We start from the raw sequence: 17,406 nt of genomic DNA on the forward strand, positions 1-17,406 counted from the left end.
GCACGGATGACTGTCTGTGCCATCGAGATGACGACGGCTGCCGCGTTCACGATCGCGGCGGACGGGGCGTACGCCGCGCGGCTGGCCGGGGAGGGACAGGCCCGGTACCCGGAGCGCTGGACCCTGGCCGGGCCCGAGCCGTACGCGGTACCGCTGCCGCTCGCGCAGCCGGAGGAGGCGGACAGCGAGGTGCTGCCGCTGGCCGACGGCCGGGTGTTGATCCACCGCCGGGTGGCGGACCGGCACGCCTTCGCGCTGCTGTACCCGACCGGCGGCGCCGGGGTGGGGCCGCGCACCGGGGAACTGCCGCTGGGCTCGATCGAGCCGGGCGCGCAGGACGTACGGGTCTTCCTGCTGCCGCCGTCCCCGGACGGACACGGCGCCTTCGCCCTGTCGGTCGGCGCCGAGGAAACGGTGCTCTGGCAGGTGGCCGGTGCCCCCGGCGGCCCCCGGCCGGCCGCCCGGGTCCCGGGCCGCTGCTCGGGCGGCGTCTGGCTGGACCGGGCCGGCCGGCTGCTGGCGCTGGACCGCGAGCTGGCCGGGCGCACCAAGGCGGTGACCGTGGACCTGGCCCGGGACGGGCTGGTGACCCCGCTGCTCCAGATCGCGGACGACAGCGACGACCGGCTGCTGCTGGCCGAGCCGGACAGCGGGCTGCTGCTGATCCGCTCGGACGCGCCGGGCGAGCCGCGGCTGGGCTGGGGGGTGCTGGGCAGCGAGCGTCCGGTCCGCTTCCCGGAGTGCCTGCGGGCGGCGGACGCGGTGCCGTTCGCGGTGCAGCCGGGGCAGGTGCTGATGCCGGAGAGCTGCGGGGTGGCGCTGCGGGTGCCCGAGGGCATCGCGCTGTGGCGGCCGGCCGACCGGCACGTCTTCCGGCTCTCCGCCCCGGCGGGGTGGCTGGGGAACGGTCTGTGGACCCCGCAGGGGGTGCTGCGCCTCCCCTACGCCACCCCGGAGGTGCCGTGCGGGATCGCCACGCTGACCCAGCCGGCGGCCCCGCCGCCGCCGGTCCGGATCACCGCTCCCACGGCCCCACGACCGGTGCCGCTCCAGCAGGCCCCGCTGAACTGAGGGCCGGCACTGAGGGCCGGCGCGGCCGGGGGGGGGCCGGTCGTGCCCCGGTCGGGCCGGGACCGGGTAGCGGGCAGGCCGGGCGTGATCCGCGCGCTAGTCGTGCTTGAGGCCCAGCACCTCCGCCGCCGCGAAGGTCTCGTTCGGCGGGCGCGACGCGTAGTGCGGGGTGAGGAACCCGTCGAGCTCCTCGAAGCTGAACGCCTCCTTGGTGGTGTCGAACTTCGCGGCCACCTTGGGGCGTTCCATCACCACCACGATCCCGCCGTGCACCACGAACAGCTGCCCGTTGGCCTTCGCGGCGGCCGGTGAGGCCAGGTAGCCGACCAGCGGGGCGACGTGCTCGGGGGCGAGGGCGTCGAGCCTGCCCTCCTCCGGCTCCTGGAAGCCCGCGAACACGTCCTCGGTCATCCGGGTACGGGCGCGCGGGCAGATCGCGTTGGCGGTGACCCCGTACTTGGCCAGGGCCAGGGCGGTCGAGGTGGTCAGCCCCACGATGCCGCCCTTGGCCGCCGCGTAGTTCGGCTGGCCGGCGCTGCCGCCGAGGAACGCCTCGGAGGAGGTGTTGACGATCCGCCCGTAGACCGGGCCGCCTTCCGCCTTGGACCGCTCCCGCCAGTGCGCCGAGGCGAAGTGGGTGGTGTTGAAGTGGCCCTTGAGGTGGACGCGTATCACCGAGTCCCACTCCTCCTCCGACATGGAGAAGATCATCCGGTCGCGCAGGATGCCCGCGTTGTTGACCAGGATGTCGAGCTTGCCGAAGCTCTCGACCGCCAGCTCGACCAGCTCCCGCGCCTGCGCGAAGTCGGCCACGTCACCGAGGTGCGCCACCGCCCGCCCGCCCGCGGCCCGGATCTCGTCGGCCACCTCCTGCGCCGGGGCCGCCGACGCCTCCCCGGAACCGTCGCGGCCGGGCTGCCCGAAGTCGTTGACGACCACGCTCGCCCCGAGCCGCGCCAGCTCGATCGCCTCGGCCCGACCCAGCCCGCGGCCCGCGCCGGTGACGATGGCGCCGAGCCCCTCAAGTGGCAGTGACATCTACCGCATTCCTCTCGTCGCGCTCAGAGTTCGATGCAGGTGCGCAGGGCCACGCCCGTGCGCATCTGGTCGAGGGCGTCGTTGATCTCCCCGAGCCGCACCCGGTGCGTGATCAGGCCCGCCAGGTCCACCCGGCCGGCCCGCCACAGCGTGATGGTGCGCTCGTAGGAGCGGAGCACGTCACCGCCCCCGTACATCGAGGGCAGGATCTTCTTCTCGTCGAAGAACAGCGAGAACATGTTGATCGAGTACGTGTCGTCCAGTGCTCCCGCGCCGACCACCACGACGGAGCCGCCGCGCCGGGTCATCTCGTACGCGGTCCGCGTCGTCGCGGACTTGCCGACCACCTCGAAGACGTAGTCGAAGCCCTCCCCGGCCGTGATCCGGTTCTTGGCGTCGCCGAAGGCGTCCGGTGCGACCGCCTCCGTCGCCCCGAACCGCAGCGCCGCCTCGCGGCGTGAGGCGACCGGGTCGACGGCGACGATCTGCGCCGCGCCCTGCACCTTGGCGCCCTGGATGACGGAGATGCCGACGCCGCCGCAGCCGATGACGGCGACCGAGGAACCGGCCTCCACCTTCGCGGTGTTGATCGCCGCGCCGAGCCCGGTGGTCACTCCGCAGCCGATCAGGGCGGCGATGTCGTAGGGCAGGTCGTCGGGTATCGGCACCGCGCAGCCCGCCGGGACGACGACCTCCTCGGCGAAGGTGCCCGTACCGGCGAAGCCGAAGATGTCGCTTCCCGCACGACGGAAGTTGGGGGTGGCGACGTTGCCGAACGCCTCCAGACACAGGTGGCCCTGGCCGCGCTTGCAGGCGGGGCAGTGGCCGCACGGCGGCAGCCAGCACACCAGCACCCGGTCGCCGACCTTGTGCCCGGTCACTCCGTCGCCGACGTCGGTGATCTCGCCGGAGCCCTCGTGGCCCGGGATGAAGGGTGCCGGCTGCGGCAGTACGCCGCTCATCGCGGACAGGTCGGAGTGGCACAGGCCGGTGGCCTTGACGCGGATCTTGACCTTGCCGGGGCCGAAGCCCACGGCCTCCATGTCCTCGACGACCTCCAGCTTGTCCTGGCCGATCTCGCTCTGCAGTGCTGCGCGCACGGTGCGGCTCCTTCGGTTTCGCTCGTAGGCGGGGGCGGTGGCGGGGCGTGGGCGATCGGGGGTGATCCGGCGGTCAGGCGTGGTCCACGACGGTGTCGGCGAGGACCGGGGCGTCGTCCCGTTCGACGGCGGTCACCGCCACCCGCACCCGACCCGGCTCCTCCCACATCCGGATGCGCAGGGTCTCGCCCGGGAAGACGATCCCGGCGAAGCGGGTGCGGTAGGCGCGGACCCGGGACACGTCCCCCGCCAGGGCGGTGTCGACGACGGCCTTGAGGGTGATCCCGTAGGAGCACAGGCCGTGCAGGATCGGTCGGTCGAAGCCGGCGAGCTTGGCGAACTCCGGGTCGGCGTGCAGCGGGTTCCAGTCACCGGAGAGCCGGTAGAGCAGCGCCTGATCCTCGCGGATGTGCCGCTCGACGGTGCGGTCGGCGTCGCGGTCGGGGGCCTCCTCCCGGGCGGAGGGCCCGCGCTCGCCGCCGAATCCGCCCTCGCCGCGCACGAAGAGCTGCGCGTCGCTGGTCCACAGCGGCCCGTCGGCGTCGTCGACCTCGGAGCGCAGCACCATGACCGCCGCCTTGCCCTTGTCGTAGACGGCGGCGACCTTGGAACGGGAGGTGGCCCGGCCCTTCACGGGGATGGGGCGGTGCAGCTCGATGGAGTGACCGCCGTGCAGGACGGTGGCGAGGTTGACATCGATGCCGGGGGCGGCGAGGCCGCCCAGCATGGCCATGCCGGCGCCGGCGACGGTCGCGAAGCTGGGCAGTACGTGGAGCTTGGACTCCAGGGTGTAGCGCAGCTCGTCGGGGTCGGTGGCGGGCAGGCCGGCGCCGACGCCGAGGTGGTAGAGCTGGACGTCCTTGTGGTCCCATGCGATCTCCCCCCGGCGGGGTTCGGCGGCGAGGGCCTTGGCGGCATCGATCGGCATTCGGATGCTGCTCCTTGCTGAGCGGGTGCTCCGTGAGTGGAAGACCTCGGCGCGGTCGTCCGCACCGTCGGCCGCGCCGAGGTCGTCTGCGGGGGCCGCCGAAGCGCGGGTAGAACGCGTTCTAGGCGGCCGGTGAGGCCATGTATAACGCACCCCCCAGCAGTTGGGAAGACTGCTGACTCAACGTCAGATCATCGGTCCGCGGCATGGTTTACCGGTGCGTGGGGGCCCGGACCCTACCCTGGCGGGATGGACGAAACCGGTCGGTCCCTGCGGGTCCTGCTGTGGCCCGCGAACCCGGCGCTGGCGGTGCGGCTCGGCTTGGAGCGGGACATCGAAGTGGTGTCCTCGCCGATGGGCCGGCCGGCGGTGGCGCTGGTGGAGTCGGTGGACGGGGTCCGCGAGGTACGGGAGGAAGCGCCGGAGTGCGCGGTCCTGGTACTGGTGGGCTCCGCCCGGTCGGGCCTGCGCGAGGCGGCCCTCGCCGCGGGCGCGGCGGGACTGGTCCTGCGCGACGGCCCGCTCGCGGACCTGGCCGCATCCCTCCACCGCGCCTCCCGCGGCGAACCGGTGACGGACCCCGCCCTCGACGTCCCCTGACGCCGCGCCCATCCCGGCCTGCGCGGCGCCGTGCCCCTCCCGGCCCCACCGGCCACCCCCGACCACGCCCGGCACCCGGCACCCGGCACCCGGCGCAATCGGGGCCGCTCCGCGCAACGCCGCCACACCCGTGCGGGCCCGGCTACCCCCGGCGGCCGCCCGCGGCACGGAGCCCCCGCCTCGTGAACCGTCAGCGGGGTCGTGCCCGGGCGCCCCCGACGCCTGGGCTGCGGCCCTGCCCCCCGCCCCCGCCGCCCCCGCCGCTACCGCCGCTACCGCCGCTACCGCCGCTACCGCCGCTACCGCCGCAGCAGCGTCACCACCGCCGCGCCGCCCAGCCCGATGTTGTGCGCGAGCCCCACCGCGGCCCCCGGGACCTGACGCCCGCCGGCCTCGCCCCGGAGCTGCCAGACCAGCTCCGCCGCCTGCGCCAGCCCGGTCGCGCCGAGCGGGTGCCCCTTGGAGATCAGGCCCCCCGACGGGTTCACCACCCACCGGCCGCCGTACGTCGTGGCCCCGCTCTCCACCAGTTCCCCCGACCCGCCCTCCGCGCACATCCCGAGCGCCTCGTACGTCAGCAACTCGTTGATCGAGAAGCAGTCGTGCAGCTCGATCACGTCCACGTCCTCGACGCCCAGCCCCGACGCCTCGAAGACCGCCCGCCCCGCCGCCGCCGACATCGGCTTGCCGACCACGTCGATGCACGAGCCCGACGCGAACGACGCCGCCGTGTCCGTCGTCATCGCCTGCGCCACGATCTCCACCGCCTTGTCGTGCAGCCCGTGCGCGACCACGAACCGCTCCGACACCACCAGCGCCGCCGCAGCCCCGTCCGAGGTCGGCGAGCACTGCAACTTCGTCAGCGGCTCGTGGATGGTCTTCGCCGCGAGGACCTCCTCGACCTCGTACACGTCCCGGAACTGCGCGTTCGGGTTGTTCGCCGAGTGCCGGTGGTTCTTCGCCGCCACCGCCGCCAGTTGCGCGGGCGTCGTCCCGTACCGCTCCATGTGCTCGCGCGCCGCGTTCCCGAAGATCTGGGCGGTCGGCGGCGACATCTCGAAGCCGTGCCCGGCGGCCATGATCCCGTAGTGCCGGGCGACCGGGGAGGTCTTGAAGTCGGCGCCCGCGTCGGCGCCGCCGCCCAGCGCGCCCTTCTTCATCTTCTCGAAGCCCAGCGCCAGCACGCAGTCGCTCTGGCCGCCCTCGACGAACTGCCGCGCCATCATCAGCGCCGTCGAGCCGGTCGCGCAGTTGTTGTTCACGTTGTAGACGGGCACCCCGCTCAGGCCCAGCTCGTACACCGCCCGCTGCCCGGCCGTCGACGCCTGGAAGCAGTACCCGACCGGCACCTGCTCCACCAGCTCGTACCCGATCCCCGCGTCCGCCAGCGCCGCGCTCCCCGCCTCCTTCGCCATGTCCCAGTAGTGCCAGTCCCGCGACTCCGGCTTCTCGAACTTCGTCATGCCGACGCCCACGATGTACGACTTCATCCCTGCCACTCCTCTTCCTCATCAGTCCCTGGGAAGGCCGAGGATCCGCTCGGCGACGACGTTGAGCTGGACCTGGGTGGTGCCCCCGGCGATGGTCAGGCAGCGGGACATGAGCATCCCGTGCACCGCCCGCTCCCCCGCCCCCTCGCACACCGCGCCCGCCGGTCCCAGCAGTTCCAGCGCCAGTTCGGCCAGCCGCTGCTGGTGCGGGGTCTGGACGAGTTTGCGTACGGACGCGCCCGCGCCCGGCTCCAGCCCCGACACCCGGAGCAGCGTTGTCCGCAGGCCGATGCAGGCCAGCGCGTGCGCCTCGGCGGCCAGCGCGCCGACCCGCACCCGGTAGGAGTCGTCCCGCCGGGTGGCGCAGGCGGCGATCAGCGCCTCCAGGCCCGAGTCGAAGGTCATCTGGTCGGCCATGTGCACGCGCTCGTTGCCGAGGGTGTTGCGGGCCACCTTCCAGCCCTCGTCGGCCGCGCCGACCAGGGCTTCGGCCGGGAGCGCGACGTCGTCGAAGTAGACCTCGTTGAACAGCGCCTCCCCGGTGATCTCCCTGAGGGGCCGGATGTCGATGCCGGGCGTGCGCATGTCCACGATGAAGTAGCCGAGGCCCTTGTGTTTGGGCGCTCGCGGGTCGGTCCGGGCGAGGAGGATGCCGAAGTCGGCGCTCTGCGCGGAACTCGTCCACACCTTCTGTCCGTTGACGATCCAGCCGCCGTCCGCGGCCCGGTCCGCCTTGGTCCGCAGCGAGGCGAGGTCCGAGCCCGCGCCCGGCTCCGAGAAGAGCTGGCACCAGGTGACGTCCCCGCGCAGGGTGGGCAGCAGGTACGTGTCCCGCTGGCGCGGCGACCCGTAGGCGATCAGCGAGGGCACGACCCAGGTGGCGATCCCGAGGTCGGCGAGGCGGACCCCGGCCGCCGCCAGTTCCTGCTGCACCACCAGCTGTTCGACGGCGCCGGCGCCCAGCCCGTAGGGCGGCGGCAGGTGCGGGGCCGCGTAGCCGGTCGGCGCGAGGGCCCTGCGGGCGGCGGCCGGATCGAGGCCCCGCGCTCCTTCGATGACGCCGCGGGCCCGCGTCCGGTACGTCTCGGCCTCCGCGGGGAGTTCCAGCCGCAGCTCCCGGCGCGCGCCGGCCGCCGCGCACCCCGCGGCACGTGCGCGGTGCGCGTCGCCGGGACCGAGGAGCTGGCGGGCGACGACGGCCCGGCGCAGGTGGATGTGCGCGTCGTGCTCCCAGGTGAAGCCGATCCCGCCGAGCACCTGGATGCAGTCCTTGGCGCAGGAGTAGGCGGCGTCCAGGGCGGTCGCGGCGGCGAGCGCCGTCACGAGGGAGCGCGCCCCGGCCGGTTCGTCCAGCACCCGGGCGGCGTCCCAGGCCAGCGCCCGCGCCTGCTCCAGCCGTAGCAGCATGTCGGCGCACAGGTGCTTGACGCCCTGGAACCGCCCGATGGGCCGGCCGAACTGTTCGCGCGTCTTCGCGTACTCGGCGGCGGTGTGCACCGCCCAGGCGGCGGTCCCGCAGGCGTCGGCGGCGAACAGCGCGCAGGCGGTGTCCCGCACCAGGTCTCGGTCCAGCGCGGGCAGCGGCCCGGCCGGTACGACGACCCCGCGCGCCCGCACCTCGGCGGTGGGCCGGGTCGGGTCGGCGCTGTCGTGGGTACGGATCTCCAAGTCGGCGGCGTCGACGGCGAACCAGAGGGTCCCCCGCTCGGCCTCGGCGGCGAGCAGCAGGAGCTCCGCCTCCCCGGCGCCGAGCACGGGCGGCGCGAGACCGTCCAGCAGGTGGCCGCCGCCTTCGACGGCGACGGCGGTCATGGTCCCGGCCCCGAGCGCGACGGCCCCCACCCGTCCGCCGAGCGGCTCGGCCCCGGCCCGCTCCAGGAGTACGGAGGCCAGCGCGCTCGGCAGGTACGCCCCGGGCAGCGCCGCCCGGGCGGCCTCCTCCACGACGACGGCGAGATCGAGCGGGGTGCCGCCCTCCAGGTGCGGGAAGAGCAGCCCGGAGTCGGCCAGGGCGTCCCAGTAGCCGGGTCGGGCCCCGGTCCGCGGCGGGGTGTCGAGCAGCTTGCGCACTTCTTCGACCGGCACGTCCCGCGCGAGCCGCCCGCGTACGGCGTCGGCCAACTCCTGCTGCTCTTGCGTGATTCCGATGCCCATGCGCGGCAGACTAGAACACGTTCCATTCTGACGGAAGGTCAGATACTCAACGCTTTGGACCCGCCCAGGGGGAGATGGGTCACGGCGGGCGCGGTGAAGGCACACGAAAACCGGCGCGAGGCATACGCCTCGCGCCGGAACCGGGCCGGGCCCGGACGAGCGTTTCCGCCCGGGGGGTCAGAGACCGCGTACGAACACCGCGAAGACGTCCGGGCTCACGGTGAACGCGGGCCCCCCGGGGTTCTTGGAGTCCCGGACGGCGATGCGGCAGGGCTGGGCGGCGACCTCGACGCAGTCGCCGCCGGTGTCGGAGCTGTATGAGGACTTGCGCCAGGCGGCGCCGCCGAGGGGGGCGCACTCGCCGCCCGTGTCACCGCTGTACGAGGACTTACGCCACGACGTGCCCGTCATGTGCTGGATGGTGTCCATAACGTTCCTCCATTACGCGGGCGATCCGCGCCGCCGAGTCCTCCACGGAGAGGGCGGCGGCCTGCAAAAGATCGTATCGGAGCGAACCCTCTCTGAACGCTTGAGGATTGGCCGTCATATGGCCCTGGACGAAGTCCTCGGTATAGACGAGGTCATGCCCGTCATCGAGCCGCAGGAGGTTGAACGAGCCCGGCAGCCCCGCATGCGCCCCCGCCTCGAACGACAGGATCTGCACCTGCACCCACTCCCGTCGCTGCTGTTCCAGCAGATGCGCGAGCTGCTCCCGCATGACCTCCCGGCCACCGATCTCCTGGTGCAGGGCGGCTTCGCTCATCACCACCCACATCAGCGGCGGGCCCTCACGCTCCAGGATCCGCTGCCGGTCCATCCGCGCGGCCACCTTCGCGTCGAGGTCGTCGTCGCTCCGCGACCCCAGCACCGCCCGCGCGTACGCCGGGGTCTGTAGCAGCCCGTAGATCAGCTGCGCCTGGAAGGTGGAGATGTACCCCGCCCGCGCCTCCATCTCCGCGTACGCCTGGAACCACGCCGGCAGCTGGCTCCGTAGCACCAGCCCCACCAGCCGGGAGAAGAAGCCGCCCGTGTTGAGCACCGCGTCCACCCGCTCCGAGAAGTCCCGGGTCGGCACCCGGCGGGCCTTCTCGATCATGCCGACCAGCGAGCCGGTACAGAAGACACTGCTCCCGAGCTCCGCCTGTTTCAATCCGGCGTCCTCCCTGAAGCGGCGCAGTTCGGCGCCGTAGTAGTCCGGCGGAGAGGCGCTGGGATCGAGTTCGCGGCTGCTGACCATGGAGCCGTCACCCTCAACTACACGCCGTGAGGCTTTGGTTTCTTTCTGTAGTCGATCGTAGGGGCCCCGGCGGCACCGGGTGGCCCGAACGGCCGGAGATGATGCTCTGCCGGGGCGGCAGATCATGGCATTACGGGGGCCGAGGGCGTGCGGGAACGGATCGAAGACCGGTACGAGCTGGAGGCGTTGCTCGGGAAGGGCGGATTCGGTGAGGTCTGGCGGGCGCGGGACGAGCGGGTGGGCCGCCTGGTCGCCGTGGAGATCGGGTATCCACAGACCCCCGAGGACGTCCGCCGCTTCGAGCGGGAGGCCGGCCTCGCGGGGAACCTGGCGCACCCTCCGCCGGGCCCTGCGGGAGCAGCGCCGGGCAAGCGGGACCGGCACCCTCCCCCGCCTCTTCGGCCGCAGACCCGGCTCTGTTCGCGTACCAGGTCGGCCGGGCGCGGTTCCCGGGCGGACCCCGGCCGTGGTGCCCTACCAGTCGGTAGGGCACCATGGGCCGCCCACGCGCACCCCGCCCAGCAGGAGGAACACCATGGCCAGCCCCAAGCCGGAGACCCTCGCCGCCTTCGAGGCGGCCAAGGGGTTCATGCCCGTGGGCGAGGGGCTCGCCCTGTACGCCGCCGCGGCCGAGGCGGCCGCGCTCGGGTTGCCGTTGCTGGAGGTCGGCACGTACTGCGGCCGCTCCACGCTGTTGCTGGCCGACGCCGCACGCGAGGCGGGCGTGGCCGCGCTCACCGTGGACCACCACCGGGGCAGCGAGGAGCAGCAGCCCGGCTGGGAGTACCACGACCCGACCGTGGTGGACCCCGAGGTCGGGCTGATGGACACGCTGCCGACCTTCCGCCGCACCCTGCACCGGGCCGGCCTGGAGGAGCACGTGATCGCGATCGTCGGCCGCTCCCCGCAGGTCGCGGACGCCTGGGGCGGCCCGCTCGGCCTCGTCTTCATCGACGGCGGCCACACCGACGAGCACGCGAACGGCGACTACGAGGGCTGGGCCCCGCACCTGGCGGTCGGCGGCAGCCTGGTGATCCACGACGTCTTCCCGGACCCGGCCGACGGCGGCCAGGCCCCGTACCGGATCTACCTGCGCGCCCTCGCCTCGGGCGCCTTCGAGGAGGTCTCGGTGACCGACTCGCTGCGCGTCCTGCGACGCACCGGCGCGGGCATCTAGCACCTCCCTCGGCCCGAACCGCATCGGGCATATAAGCAGACCACGCCCTCGAATGGCTCAGCCCCGTCCTCCCGGGGCGCGGCCGGTCTAGCATCGCGACGTGCGCTACGACGACAGCCCCCCGCCCCCGGAGTCCGCCTCTTCGATCAGTCCGGACCGGCGCCGGTTCACGCGCCGCTCCGCCCTCACCATCGCGGTCGCGTCCCTCGCCCCGGCCGCGCTGGCGGCCTGGGTGCTGACCCAGACGCTGACCGGGTCCGGCCAGGACCGACAGCCGCCCCGGGCCGTTCCGCTGCCCGCCTCCCACGCCACCGACCTGGACGGCAAGCCGAATACGGCGGCCGGCGCCACCGGCGCAACCCGTACCGGCTCCACCCCCGCCGGCTCGCCCTCCGCGCAGCCGCCCGCCAAGGGCCCGCTGGCCGGCCGGATCGTGGTCATCGACCCCGGCCACAACACCGGCAACTTCGACCACACCACCGAGATCGACCGCCAAGTGGACATCGGCACCAACCGCAAGGAGTGCGACACCACCGGCACCACCACCAACGCGGGCTACATGGAGGCCGAGTTCACGCTGGACGTGTCCCGCCGACTGCGCACCGTCCTGGAGGCCAAGGGCCTCAAGGTGGTGTTCACCCACGAGACGGACCGCGCCTGGGGCCCCTGCATCGACGAGCGGGCCCGCATCGGCAACGAGGCCAAGGCCGACGCCGTCGTCTCCGTCCACGCGGACGGCGTCTCCGAGGGCAACCGCGGCTACCACGTGATCCTCCCGGCCGAGGTCAAGAGCGGGAAGGCGGACACCGCGAAGATCGTGGAACCCTCCCGGCTGCTCGGCGAACGCATCGCGAGCAACTTCGCCCGTACGACGGGTTCCAGCCCCGCCAACTACCTCGGAAGCGGAACGGGTTTGGTGATCCGCGACGATCTGGGCGGACTGAACCTCTCAACCCGGCCCAAGGTGTTCATCGAATGCGGCAACATGCGTGACAGCAAGGACGCGGCGCAGCTGACCAATCCGCAGTGGCGCCAGAAGGCGGCACAGGGCATCGCTGACGGTATCGTCGGCTTCCTGGGCGGGTAGTCCTACCGGGGCGGCCCGCCGCCCCGGCCCTCTCGGTCACGGAAAACCTCCGTACCATGGTGCCGCCCGCCCCGCTCCAGCCCTGATCTGCGACCGCGGCACCACGAGACGACCGAGACCGAGAAGGACACCTAAGACGTGAACATCCGCTCCCTCACTCGAGGCGACGGCGTGGTGATCGGAGCAGCGGTGCTGCTGTTCATCGCCTCGTTCCTCGATTTCTACTCCGTAACCGGCGCAGACATGCCGAGCGTGTGGAACACCGACTACAGCGGTCTCGCCCTGCCCGCCATCTTCCTGCTCGGCTTCATCGCGGCGGGGCTGCTGATCGCCGCCCGCTTCCAGCCGGAGTCCCGCAAGGTCCTCGGCCTGCCCCTGGCCTCCTGGGGCACGGTGCTCGCCGTCGCCGCCGCCTGGAACGCGCTCTGGGCCCTGATCCTCTGCCCGGCCCGGCTGGACCTCGGCGCGGGCTCCATCCTGTCCTTCCTGGCCGTCCTCGCGCTGGCCGGTGTGGCCGTCGCCGGACCGATGATCCCGGCGCTGGCCGGTCAGCTCGTCCCCGAGCCGCGGCCGGCGGCCGTCCCGCCGTACGGCGGCCAGCCCGGCGCCGGGTACGGGTACCCGGGCGCCCAGCAGCCGCAGCCGTACGGGGCCACCCCCCAGCCGATGCCGCCGTACGGCGGCACCCCGACGCCCGCCCCCGGCCCGCAGGACGCGACCCCGGCCCCCGCCCCGGCGGCGGACTTCTCCCCGTTCTGGTTCGCCGTCCCGGTGGCCCGCCCCCTCCTCGCCGAGGACGGCTCGCCCACCCCGATCGCGGAACTCGCCCCCGGCACCTGGTACCTGGCCGTCGAGCAGCGCGGCGAGTCCACCCTGATCGCGCAAACCCAGGACGGCCGCCGCGGCGTCCTGAACGACACCTCGGGCATCCAGCGCGGGTAACTCCCTCCCCGGACCCGACGCACCGCCACGGTCCTCCACCCTTCCGGGTGGAGGACCGTTGCCCTACAGTCTCCTGGCGCCTCGTCAGATAGCGTCCGCTACGGGGCCCACCGGGACTCACAGGGGGACCGCACATGCGCCTGGGACTCGCACTCGGCTACTGGGGCCGTGGCCCCGGGCCGGACCACCTCGCCCTGGCGAAGGAGGCCGAAGCCCTCGGGTACGACTCGGTGTGGACCGCCGAGGCATGGGGGTCGGACGCCTTCACCCCGCTGACCTGGATCGCCGCGCACACCTCCCGCATCCGGCTGGGCACCGCCATCGCGCAGATGGCCGCCCGCAGCCCCACCGCCACCGCCATGCACGCGCTGACCCTGGACCACGTCTCGGGCGGCCGGATGATGCTGGGGCTGGGCCTGTCGGGGCCGCAGGTGGTGGAGGGCTGGTACGGACGCCCGTTCCCCGCGAGCCCGCTCACCGCGACCCGGGAGTACGTGGACGTCGTCCGCCAGGTGCTGCGCCGCGAGGCCCCCGTCCGCCTCGACGGCCGCTTCCACAGCCACCCCTACCGCGGCGCGGACGGCACGGGCCTGGGCAAGGCCCTCAAGCCCATCACCCACCCCCTGCGCCCGGACCTGCCCCTCCTGCTCGGCGCGGAGGGACCGAAGAACATCGCCCAGACGACCCGGATCGCGGACGGCTGGCTCCCCCTGTACTGGTCGCCGACCCGCCCCGACGTCTACCGGGCCTCGCTGACCGCGCTCCCCGACAACTTCCTGATCGCGCCGATGGCCCGTGCCAAGGTCTGCGACGACGTCGCGGAAGGGCTGCTGCCCGTCAAGGCGATGCTGGGCTTCTACATCGGCGGCATGGGCCACGCGGCCCGCAACTTCCACGCCGACCTGATGGCCCGGATGGGCTACGAGGAGGAGGCCCGCCGCATCCAGGACCTCTTCCTGGCCGGCCGCAAGGAGGAGGCGGTGCTGGCCGTCCCCGACGCCTTCGCCGACGAGATCTCCCTGATCGGACCGCGCGAGCGGATCGCGGAGCGCCTCGACCTCTGGCGCAAGGGCCCGGTCACCGACCTCCTCCTCACCGCCCCGGACCCGCACACCCTCCGGGTCCTCGCGGAACTCAACAGCTAGACCCCGGCTCCGTCCGTCTCCGGCACGGCCGCCAGCAGTTCCCGCAGGTCCAGGGCCATCACCGCGATCTCGATGGCGGGGCCGGTCGGCAGGGCACAGGTGACGATGCGGGAGCCGGGGTTGATGGAGAGCCCCTCCCGTACCGAGGGCGGCCGGACGGCGGTGGCGCGGGCGTCGGTGAGGTCGACGGCCGGGCCCCGGCGGGGGAGCCAGCGGGCCGCGCCCTGATCGACGTACACCCGGCCGGCCCGCCAGCGTCCCCCGCCCGCCGGGTGGCGGCCCATGCACGGGATGCCGGCGGGCGGACCGGCCGCCGCCCGGCTGCGCTGTACGCGCCGGACCTGCCGGCCGGTCAGCGCGGCCACGACGGCAACGACGGCAACGAAGAGGAATCCGAACATCCGCTCATCTTGGGTTCCGGCCGGCCACGGCACAAATCACCAGGCCACCCCGGCGTCGGGGATGGTCTCGATCCGCTCCCGGTTGAGCAGGTAGGTCGGCAGGTACGGCTGCTTCGGGTCGATCGGGAAGCCCCGGTCGTAGGCGAGGCTCGCCATCGCGAGCGGTCCGAGTGCCAGTCGGGCGCGCGGCGCCGGCGACCCGTCCCAGTAGCCGGCGTGCTCCGAGAGCGCATCGGCGAGCGCCGCGGCGAAGGCGTCGTGGTCGCCCGCGATCAAGCGGTGGAAGAGGGCGACGGGCTGGTAGTCGACCCGGTTCACGAAGTCCTTCGGCGCGTGGGTCAGGTTCTCGGGCATCGACGCCCGCATGGTGGCGAGCAACTTCCGCACGACGTCGTCCATGGACTGCCGGGGCGAGAGGTAGGTGCGCAGGGTGTCGACCCAGTGCAGGACGTACTCGTCGACGGAGTCGTCCTCCCGCAACCTCGTCGGGGGCACCTGGCACAGCCGGCCGACCCGCTCCGTCTGGCGGCACACGAGCGCCAGGTAGAGGGCGTCGAGCCAGGAGCGGGCATCCGCGGGCGGGTCGGCGGGCGTCTCGGGCAGCTGTCGGACGAGGTCTTCGCCCAGTCGGCACTCCTGCGGCTGGGCGCCGGCGAACAGCGCGGAGCCGAGCTGAACAGCGGTGGCCCAGGCGTCCCAGGTGTCGATCGACGCGGCGTCGGGATCGGTCGCGCAGTGGGCGTGCGCGAGGGCGAGGGCGGAGCCGAACGCGTCACCCAGTCCCGTCGGGCCCTCGGCCAGCCGCCCTATGGACTCGGCGGTGGCATGCGTGAGGGCGTCGATGTCGGGAGCCTCGGCCGCCTCACCGGTGGCCAGCCGGCCCGCGCCGTCGAGCCGGACCAGACCCTTCATCAGGGCGAACAGCGGTGGCGGCGGCTGTACGGAGAAGGTGCGGGTGTCCTCGTCGATGACGGTCAGAGACGTCAGGCGGCCGTCGTGCCACCAGTAGACCCGCGGCGACAGGGCGCCCGGCCCGTCCTCGTACGCGCCCAGCGCGTACGAGGCCAGGCTGTTGACCGCACCGAGCACGGAACCGTCACCGATCGGGTGGTACACCAGGTTGTGCCGGCTCGGCACGACCACGAGGGCGCCGGCCTCCGGGAGCGGCTCACCGGTGACCTGCCGGGCCACCTCGGCCAGGTACACGGCCTTGGCCGCCACGAAGTGGGAGTCGCCGTAGACGGAGTACAGCCGCGCCCCGCCCTCGCCGGGCACCTCCGCGTACTCCACGGGCACGCGCATCACGTTGTCGTACGCCGCCCGCCACAGCTCCCGGTCCCCCACGAGCTCCACGTCCCGGTCGGTGAGGATGCGGACGCTCGTGGGCCGGTCGAGGGCGTAGGCGAGGACGAGCCCGTCGGCCACCGCGCGCGCGTACCGCATGGCCCCGGCGAGTTCGGGGGTGAAGGCGTCCACGGGCAGCAGCCGGGGGTGCGCGCCCCGCAGCAGTTCCTCGGCGCTCTCACCGCCGCCCGCGCCGGCCTCCAGCGCGGCGAAGTGCGCGGCGACCAGGTCGGGCCAGTCGGCCTCGGGCGCCGCGCGGCAGGCGTGCGCCAGGTTGTGCAGGGAGTGGTGGAGGCCGTCCCGGGCGTAGGGCGCGGCGAGTTGCCTCAACCGGGCGGCCCGCGCGACGGTCAGCATCGGCAGCTCGGAATCGGGGGCGTCCGTGGGGTGCGGGGCGTCGTCTCGTCTCACCTTCGTGACTCTACGAGGTGGGTGTGACACCCCGACCCGAGACCGGCCCCGAGACCGGTCGGCACGAGGCCGGTCGCGGACCGCGGCCCCGGCGGCCCCGGCGGTCGCGGCCCCGACGCCGGACACGGGAGAGGGCGGGACGGGCCTGCGCGCCCGTCCCGCCTCCCGCCCGCCCGTCCTAGCCGCGCAGTTGGGACAGGCTCGGGACCTGGTCCTGTACGGGGGCGCCGGCGCTCTTGCCCGCGTCCTTCACGCCGCCGATGACGTTCTGGAAGGAGCTGACGTCGGCGTCGCTCGCGTCACCCTTGCGGAGCTTGGAGCCGAGGCCCTTGAGGGACTCGATGCCGGAGCTGAGCGGGGCCACCGCCTTCGACAGCAGCGGGTCGCCCTTCGCGTTGTTGATCGCCGCCTTCAGTCGGTTGTAGGCGAAGGCGGCGGCCAGGCCGGCCTTGACGAGGGCGAACGTACGGCCCTTCGCACCCTTCTTGAACTTGCCCGCCTTGTACGGCTTGATGATCCACTGGTACGTCGCCCCGGCCGCGAGGCCGGCGTTGGCCACGAAGCGGGTCTTGGCGAACTTCTGCCGTTCGGCGGAGGTGCTGGGCGTGGGCTCTGCGGCGGCCGCCCGGGCGTCCTCGGCCGAGGCGGCTCCCTCGGCTTCGGCGAAGGCGGCCACGGCGACCGAGACGTCGTCGTTCTCGGTTCTCGCGCTCGCGCCGGAACCGCCGCCGGAACCACAAGCGGTCGCTCCGGCCAGGAGCGCGCAGGACAGCAGGGCCGCCGTCAGCGCGCGGCGGATTCGGACGGTCGTGATGGGGTGGGACACGGTTGCCTCCGGGGACTGAGGTGTCCTCCGCAGCCTGGCCCGGACCGTGTGACTCCGCTACTCGGGGGACCCGTTCGGGGTTTGTTCCGTCCTGCGGCGGCAAGACGCGCGGCATGCGGACATACACCAGAGCACCTGCCCGAGGTAGCGGCCTGGGCCGGGCCGTCGCCGTCCTGGCGGACGTGCTGGCTTTCGTGATCGGCCTGTGGATCCTGCTCTACCTACTGGACGCCAACCGGGGGAACGCGTTCGTCGACTTCGTGCACGACGCCGCGACCTGGCTCGCGAACTGGTCGTACGACCTGTTCACCTTCGACCGCGAGTGGGTGCAGGTGGTGGTCGGCTACGGCCTGGCAGCCGTGGTCTACCTCTTCATCGGCCACGTCGTCTCGGGCTGGCTCTACCGCCGCTGACCCGAACCCGCCCCGGCGCCGCCACCCGTGACGTGGCGGCCG

General features: G+C 73.5%; 17 protein-coding genes. 7 read left to right on the top strand and 10 right to left on the bottom strand.

Annotated features, from left to right (window positions below):
* Positions 1-6: 6 nt before the first annotated feature.
* Complete coding sequence (locus tag ACFVXJ_RS06230) at positions 7-1,071, top strand: hypothetical protein (RefSeq protein WP_389659429.1); 1,065 nt, start codon at positions 7-9, stop codon at positions 1,069-1,071.
* Between the two features lie 96 nt (positions 1,072-1,167).
* Here ACFVXJ_RS06230 and ACFVXJ_RS06235 read toward each other — a convergent pair whose 3' ends face one another.
* The 3 genes from ACFVXJ_RS06235 to ACFVXJ_RS06245 all read right to left on the bottom strand — a co-directional run bounded on the left by ACFVXJ_RS06235 (position 1,168) and on the right by ACFVXJ_RS06245 (position 4,137).
* Complete coding sequence (locus tag ACFVXJ_RS06235; RefSeq protein ID WP_389659432.1) at positions 1,168-2,109, bottom strand: 3-oxoacyl-ACP reductase; 942 nt, start codon at positions 2,107-2,109, stop codon at positions 1,168-1,170.
* A gap of 23 nt (positions 2,110-2,132) precedes the next feature.
* Positions 2,133-3,209 (bottom strand): Zn-dependent alcohol dehydrogenase, encoded by a 1,077-nt coding sequence (locus ACFVXJ_RS06240; protein ID WP_389659435.1) that lies wholly within the window; start codon positions 3,207-3,209, stop codon positions 2,133-2,135.
* A gap of 73 nt (positions 3,210-3,282) precedes the next feature.
* Positions 3,283-4,137: a MaoC/PaaZ C-terminal domain-containing protein gene (locus ACFVXJ_RS06245; protein WP_389659438.1), complete on the bottom strand. Its 855-nt coding sequence runs from the start codon at positions 4,135-4,137 to the stop codon at positions 3,283-3,285.
* Between the two features lie 249 nt (positions 4,138-4,386).
* Between ACFVXJ_RS06245 and ACFVXJ_RS06250 the strand changes: the two genes are divergently transcribed.
* Positions 4,387-4,737, top strand: a complete 351-nt coding sequence (locus tag ACFVXJ_RS06250; RefSeq protein WP_361310491.1) for a DNA-binding response regulator — start codon at positions 4,387-4,389, stop codon at positions 4,735-4,737.
* 299 nt (positions 4,738-5,036) lie between these two features.
* Here ACFVXJ_RS06250 and ACFVXJ_RS06255 read toward each other — a convergent pair whose 3' ends face one another.
* From ACFVXJ_RS06255 to ACFVXJ_RS06270, 4 genes are all read right to left on the bottom strand, one after another.
* Positions 5,037-6,227 (bottom strand): lipid-transfer protein, encoded by a 1,191-nt coding sequence (locus ACFVXJ_RS06255; RefSeq protein ID WP_389659441.1) that lies wholly within the window; start codon positions 6,225-6,227, stop codon positions 5,037-5,039.
* Between the two features lie 21 nt (positions 6,228-6,248).
* Positions 6,249-8,381, bottom strand: a complete 2,133-nt coding sequence (locus tag ACFVXJ_RS06260; RefSeq protein WP_389659444.1) for an acyl-CoA dehydrogenase family protein — start codon at positions 8,379-8,381, stop codon at positions 6,249-6,251.
* Between the two features lie 177 nt (positions 8,382-8,558).
* Complete coding sequence (locus ACFVXJ_RS06265; protein WP_389659447.1) at positions 8,559-8,792, bottom strand: DUF397 domain-containing protein; 234 nt, start codon at positions 8,790-8,792, stop codon at positions 8,559-8,561.
* Positions 8,770-9,618 carry a Scr1 family TA system antitoxin-like transcriptional regulator gene (locus ACFVXJ_RS06270; RefSeq protein WP_389659450.1) on the bottom strand — a complete coding sequence of 283 codons (849 nt, stop codon included), beginning with the start codon at positions 9,616-9,618 and terminating at the stop codon, positions 8,770-8,772. The genes ACFVXJ_RS06265 and ACFVXJ_RS06270 overlap by 23 nt, the downstream gene beginning before the upstream one ends.
* Positions 9,619-10,153: 535 nt before the next feature.
* On the opposite strand from ACFVXJ_RS06270, the gene ACFVXJ_RS06275 reads away from it, so the two are divergent.
* The 4 genes from ACFVXJ_RS06275 (at position 10,154) to ACFVXJ_RS06290 (ending at position 13,969) form a co-directional block, all read left to right on the top strand.
* Positions 10,154-10,795 carry a class I SAM-dependent methyltransferase gene (locus tag ACFVXJ_RS06275; protein ID WP_389659453.1) on the top strand — a complete coding sequence of 214 codons (642 nt, stop codon included), beginning with the start codon at positions 10,154-10,156 and terminating at the stop codon, positions 10,793-10,795.
* Between the two features lie 100 nt (positions 10,796-10,895).
* Complete coding sequence (locus ACFVXJ_RS06280) at positions 10,896-11,882, top strand: N-acetylmuramoyl-L-alanine amidase (protein ID WP_389659456.1); 987 nt, start codon at positions 10,896-10,898, stop codon at positions 11,880-11,882.
* 138 nt (positions 11,883-12,020) lie between these two features.
* Positions 12,021-12,824 carry a hypothetical protein gene (locus tag ACFVXJ_RS06285; protein ID WP_389659459.1) on the top strand — a complete coding sequence of 268 codons (804 nt, stop codon included), beginning with the start codon at positions 12,021-12,023 and terminating at the stop codon, positions 12,822-12,824.
* 134 nt (positions 12,825-12,958) lie between these two features.
* Complete coding sequence (locus ACFVXJ_RS06290; protein ID WP_389659462.1) at positions 12,959-13,969, top strand: LLM class F420-dependent oxidoreductase; 1,011 nt, start codon at positions 12,959-12,961, stop codon at positions 13,967-13,969.
* Here ACFVXJ_RS06290 and ACFVXJ_RS06295 read toward each other — a convergent pair.
* The 3 genes from ACFVXJ_RS06295 to ACFVXJ_RS06305 all read right to left on the bottom strand — a co-directional run bounded on the left by ACFVXJ_RS06295 (position 13,966) and on the right by ACFVXJ_RS06305 (position 16,951).
* A complete protein-coding gene (locus ACFVXJ_RS06295; RefSeq protein WP_389659465.1) occupies positions 13,966-14,370 on the bottom strand; it encodes a hypothetical protein in 405 nt (134 codons plus the stop codon). The genes ACFVXJ_RS06290 and ACFVXJ_RS06295 overlap by 4 nt on opposite strands.
* A 36-nt stretch (positions 14,371-14,406) precedes the next feature.
* Positions 14,407-16,125 carry an immunity 49 family protein gene (locus ACFVXJ_RS06300; protein WP_389659468.1) on the bottom strand — a complete coding sequence of 573 codons (1,719 nt, stop codon included), beginning with the start codon at positions 16,123-16,125 and terminating at the stop codon, positions 14,407-14,409.
* Between the two features lie 178 nt (positions 16,126-16,303).
* Entirely contained in the window at positions 16,304-16,951 is a 648-nt protein-coding gene (locus ACFVXJ_RS06305; RefSeq protein WP_389659471.1) for a hypothetical protein, read from the bottom strand.
* Between the two features lie 113 nt (positions 16,952-17,064).
* On the opposite strand from ACFVXJ_RS06305, the gene ACFVXJ_RS06310 reads away from it, so the two are divergent.
* Complete coding sequence (locus tag ACFVXJ_RS06310) at positions 17,065-17,364, top strand: hypothetical protein (protein WP_389659474.1); 300 nt, start codon at positions 17,065-17,067, stop codon at positions 17,362-17,364.
* Positions 17,365-17,406 lie beyond the last annotated feature (42 nt).

It is taken from the genome of Streptomyces sp. NPDC058279 (assembly GCF_042881255.1).
Lineage (GTDB): Bacteria > Actinomycetota > Actinomycetes > Streptomycetales > Streptomycetaceae > Streptomyces.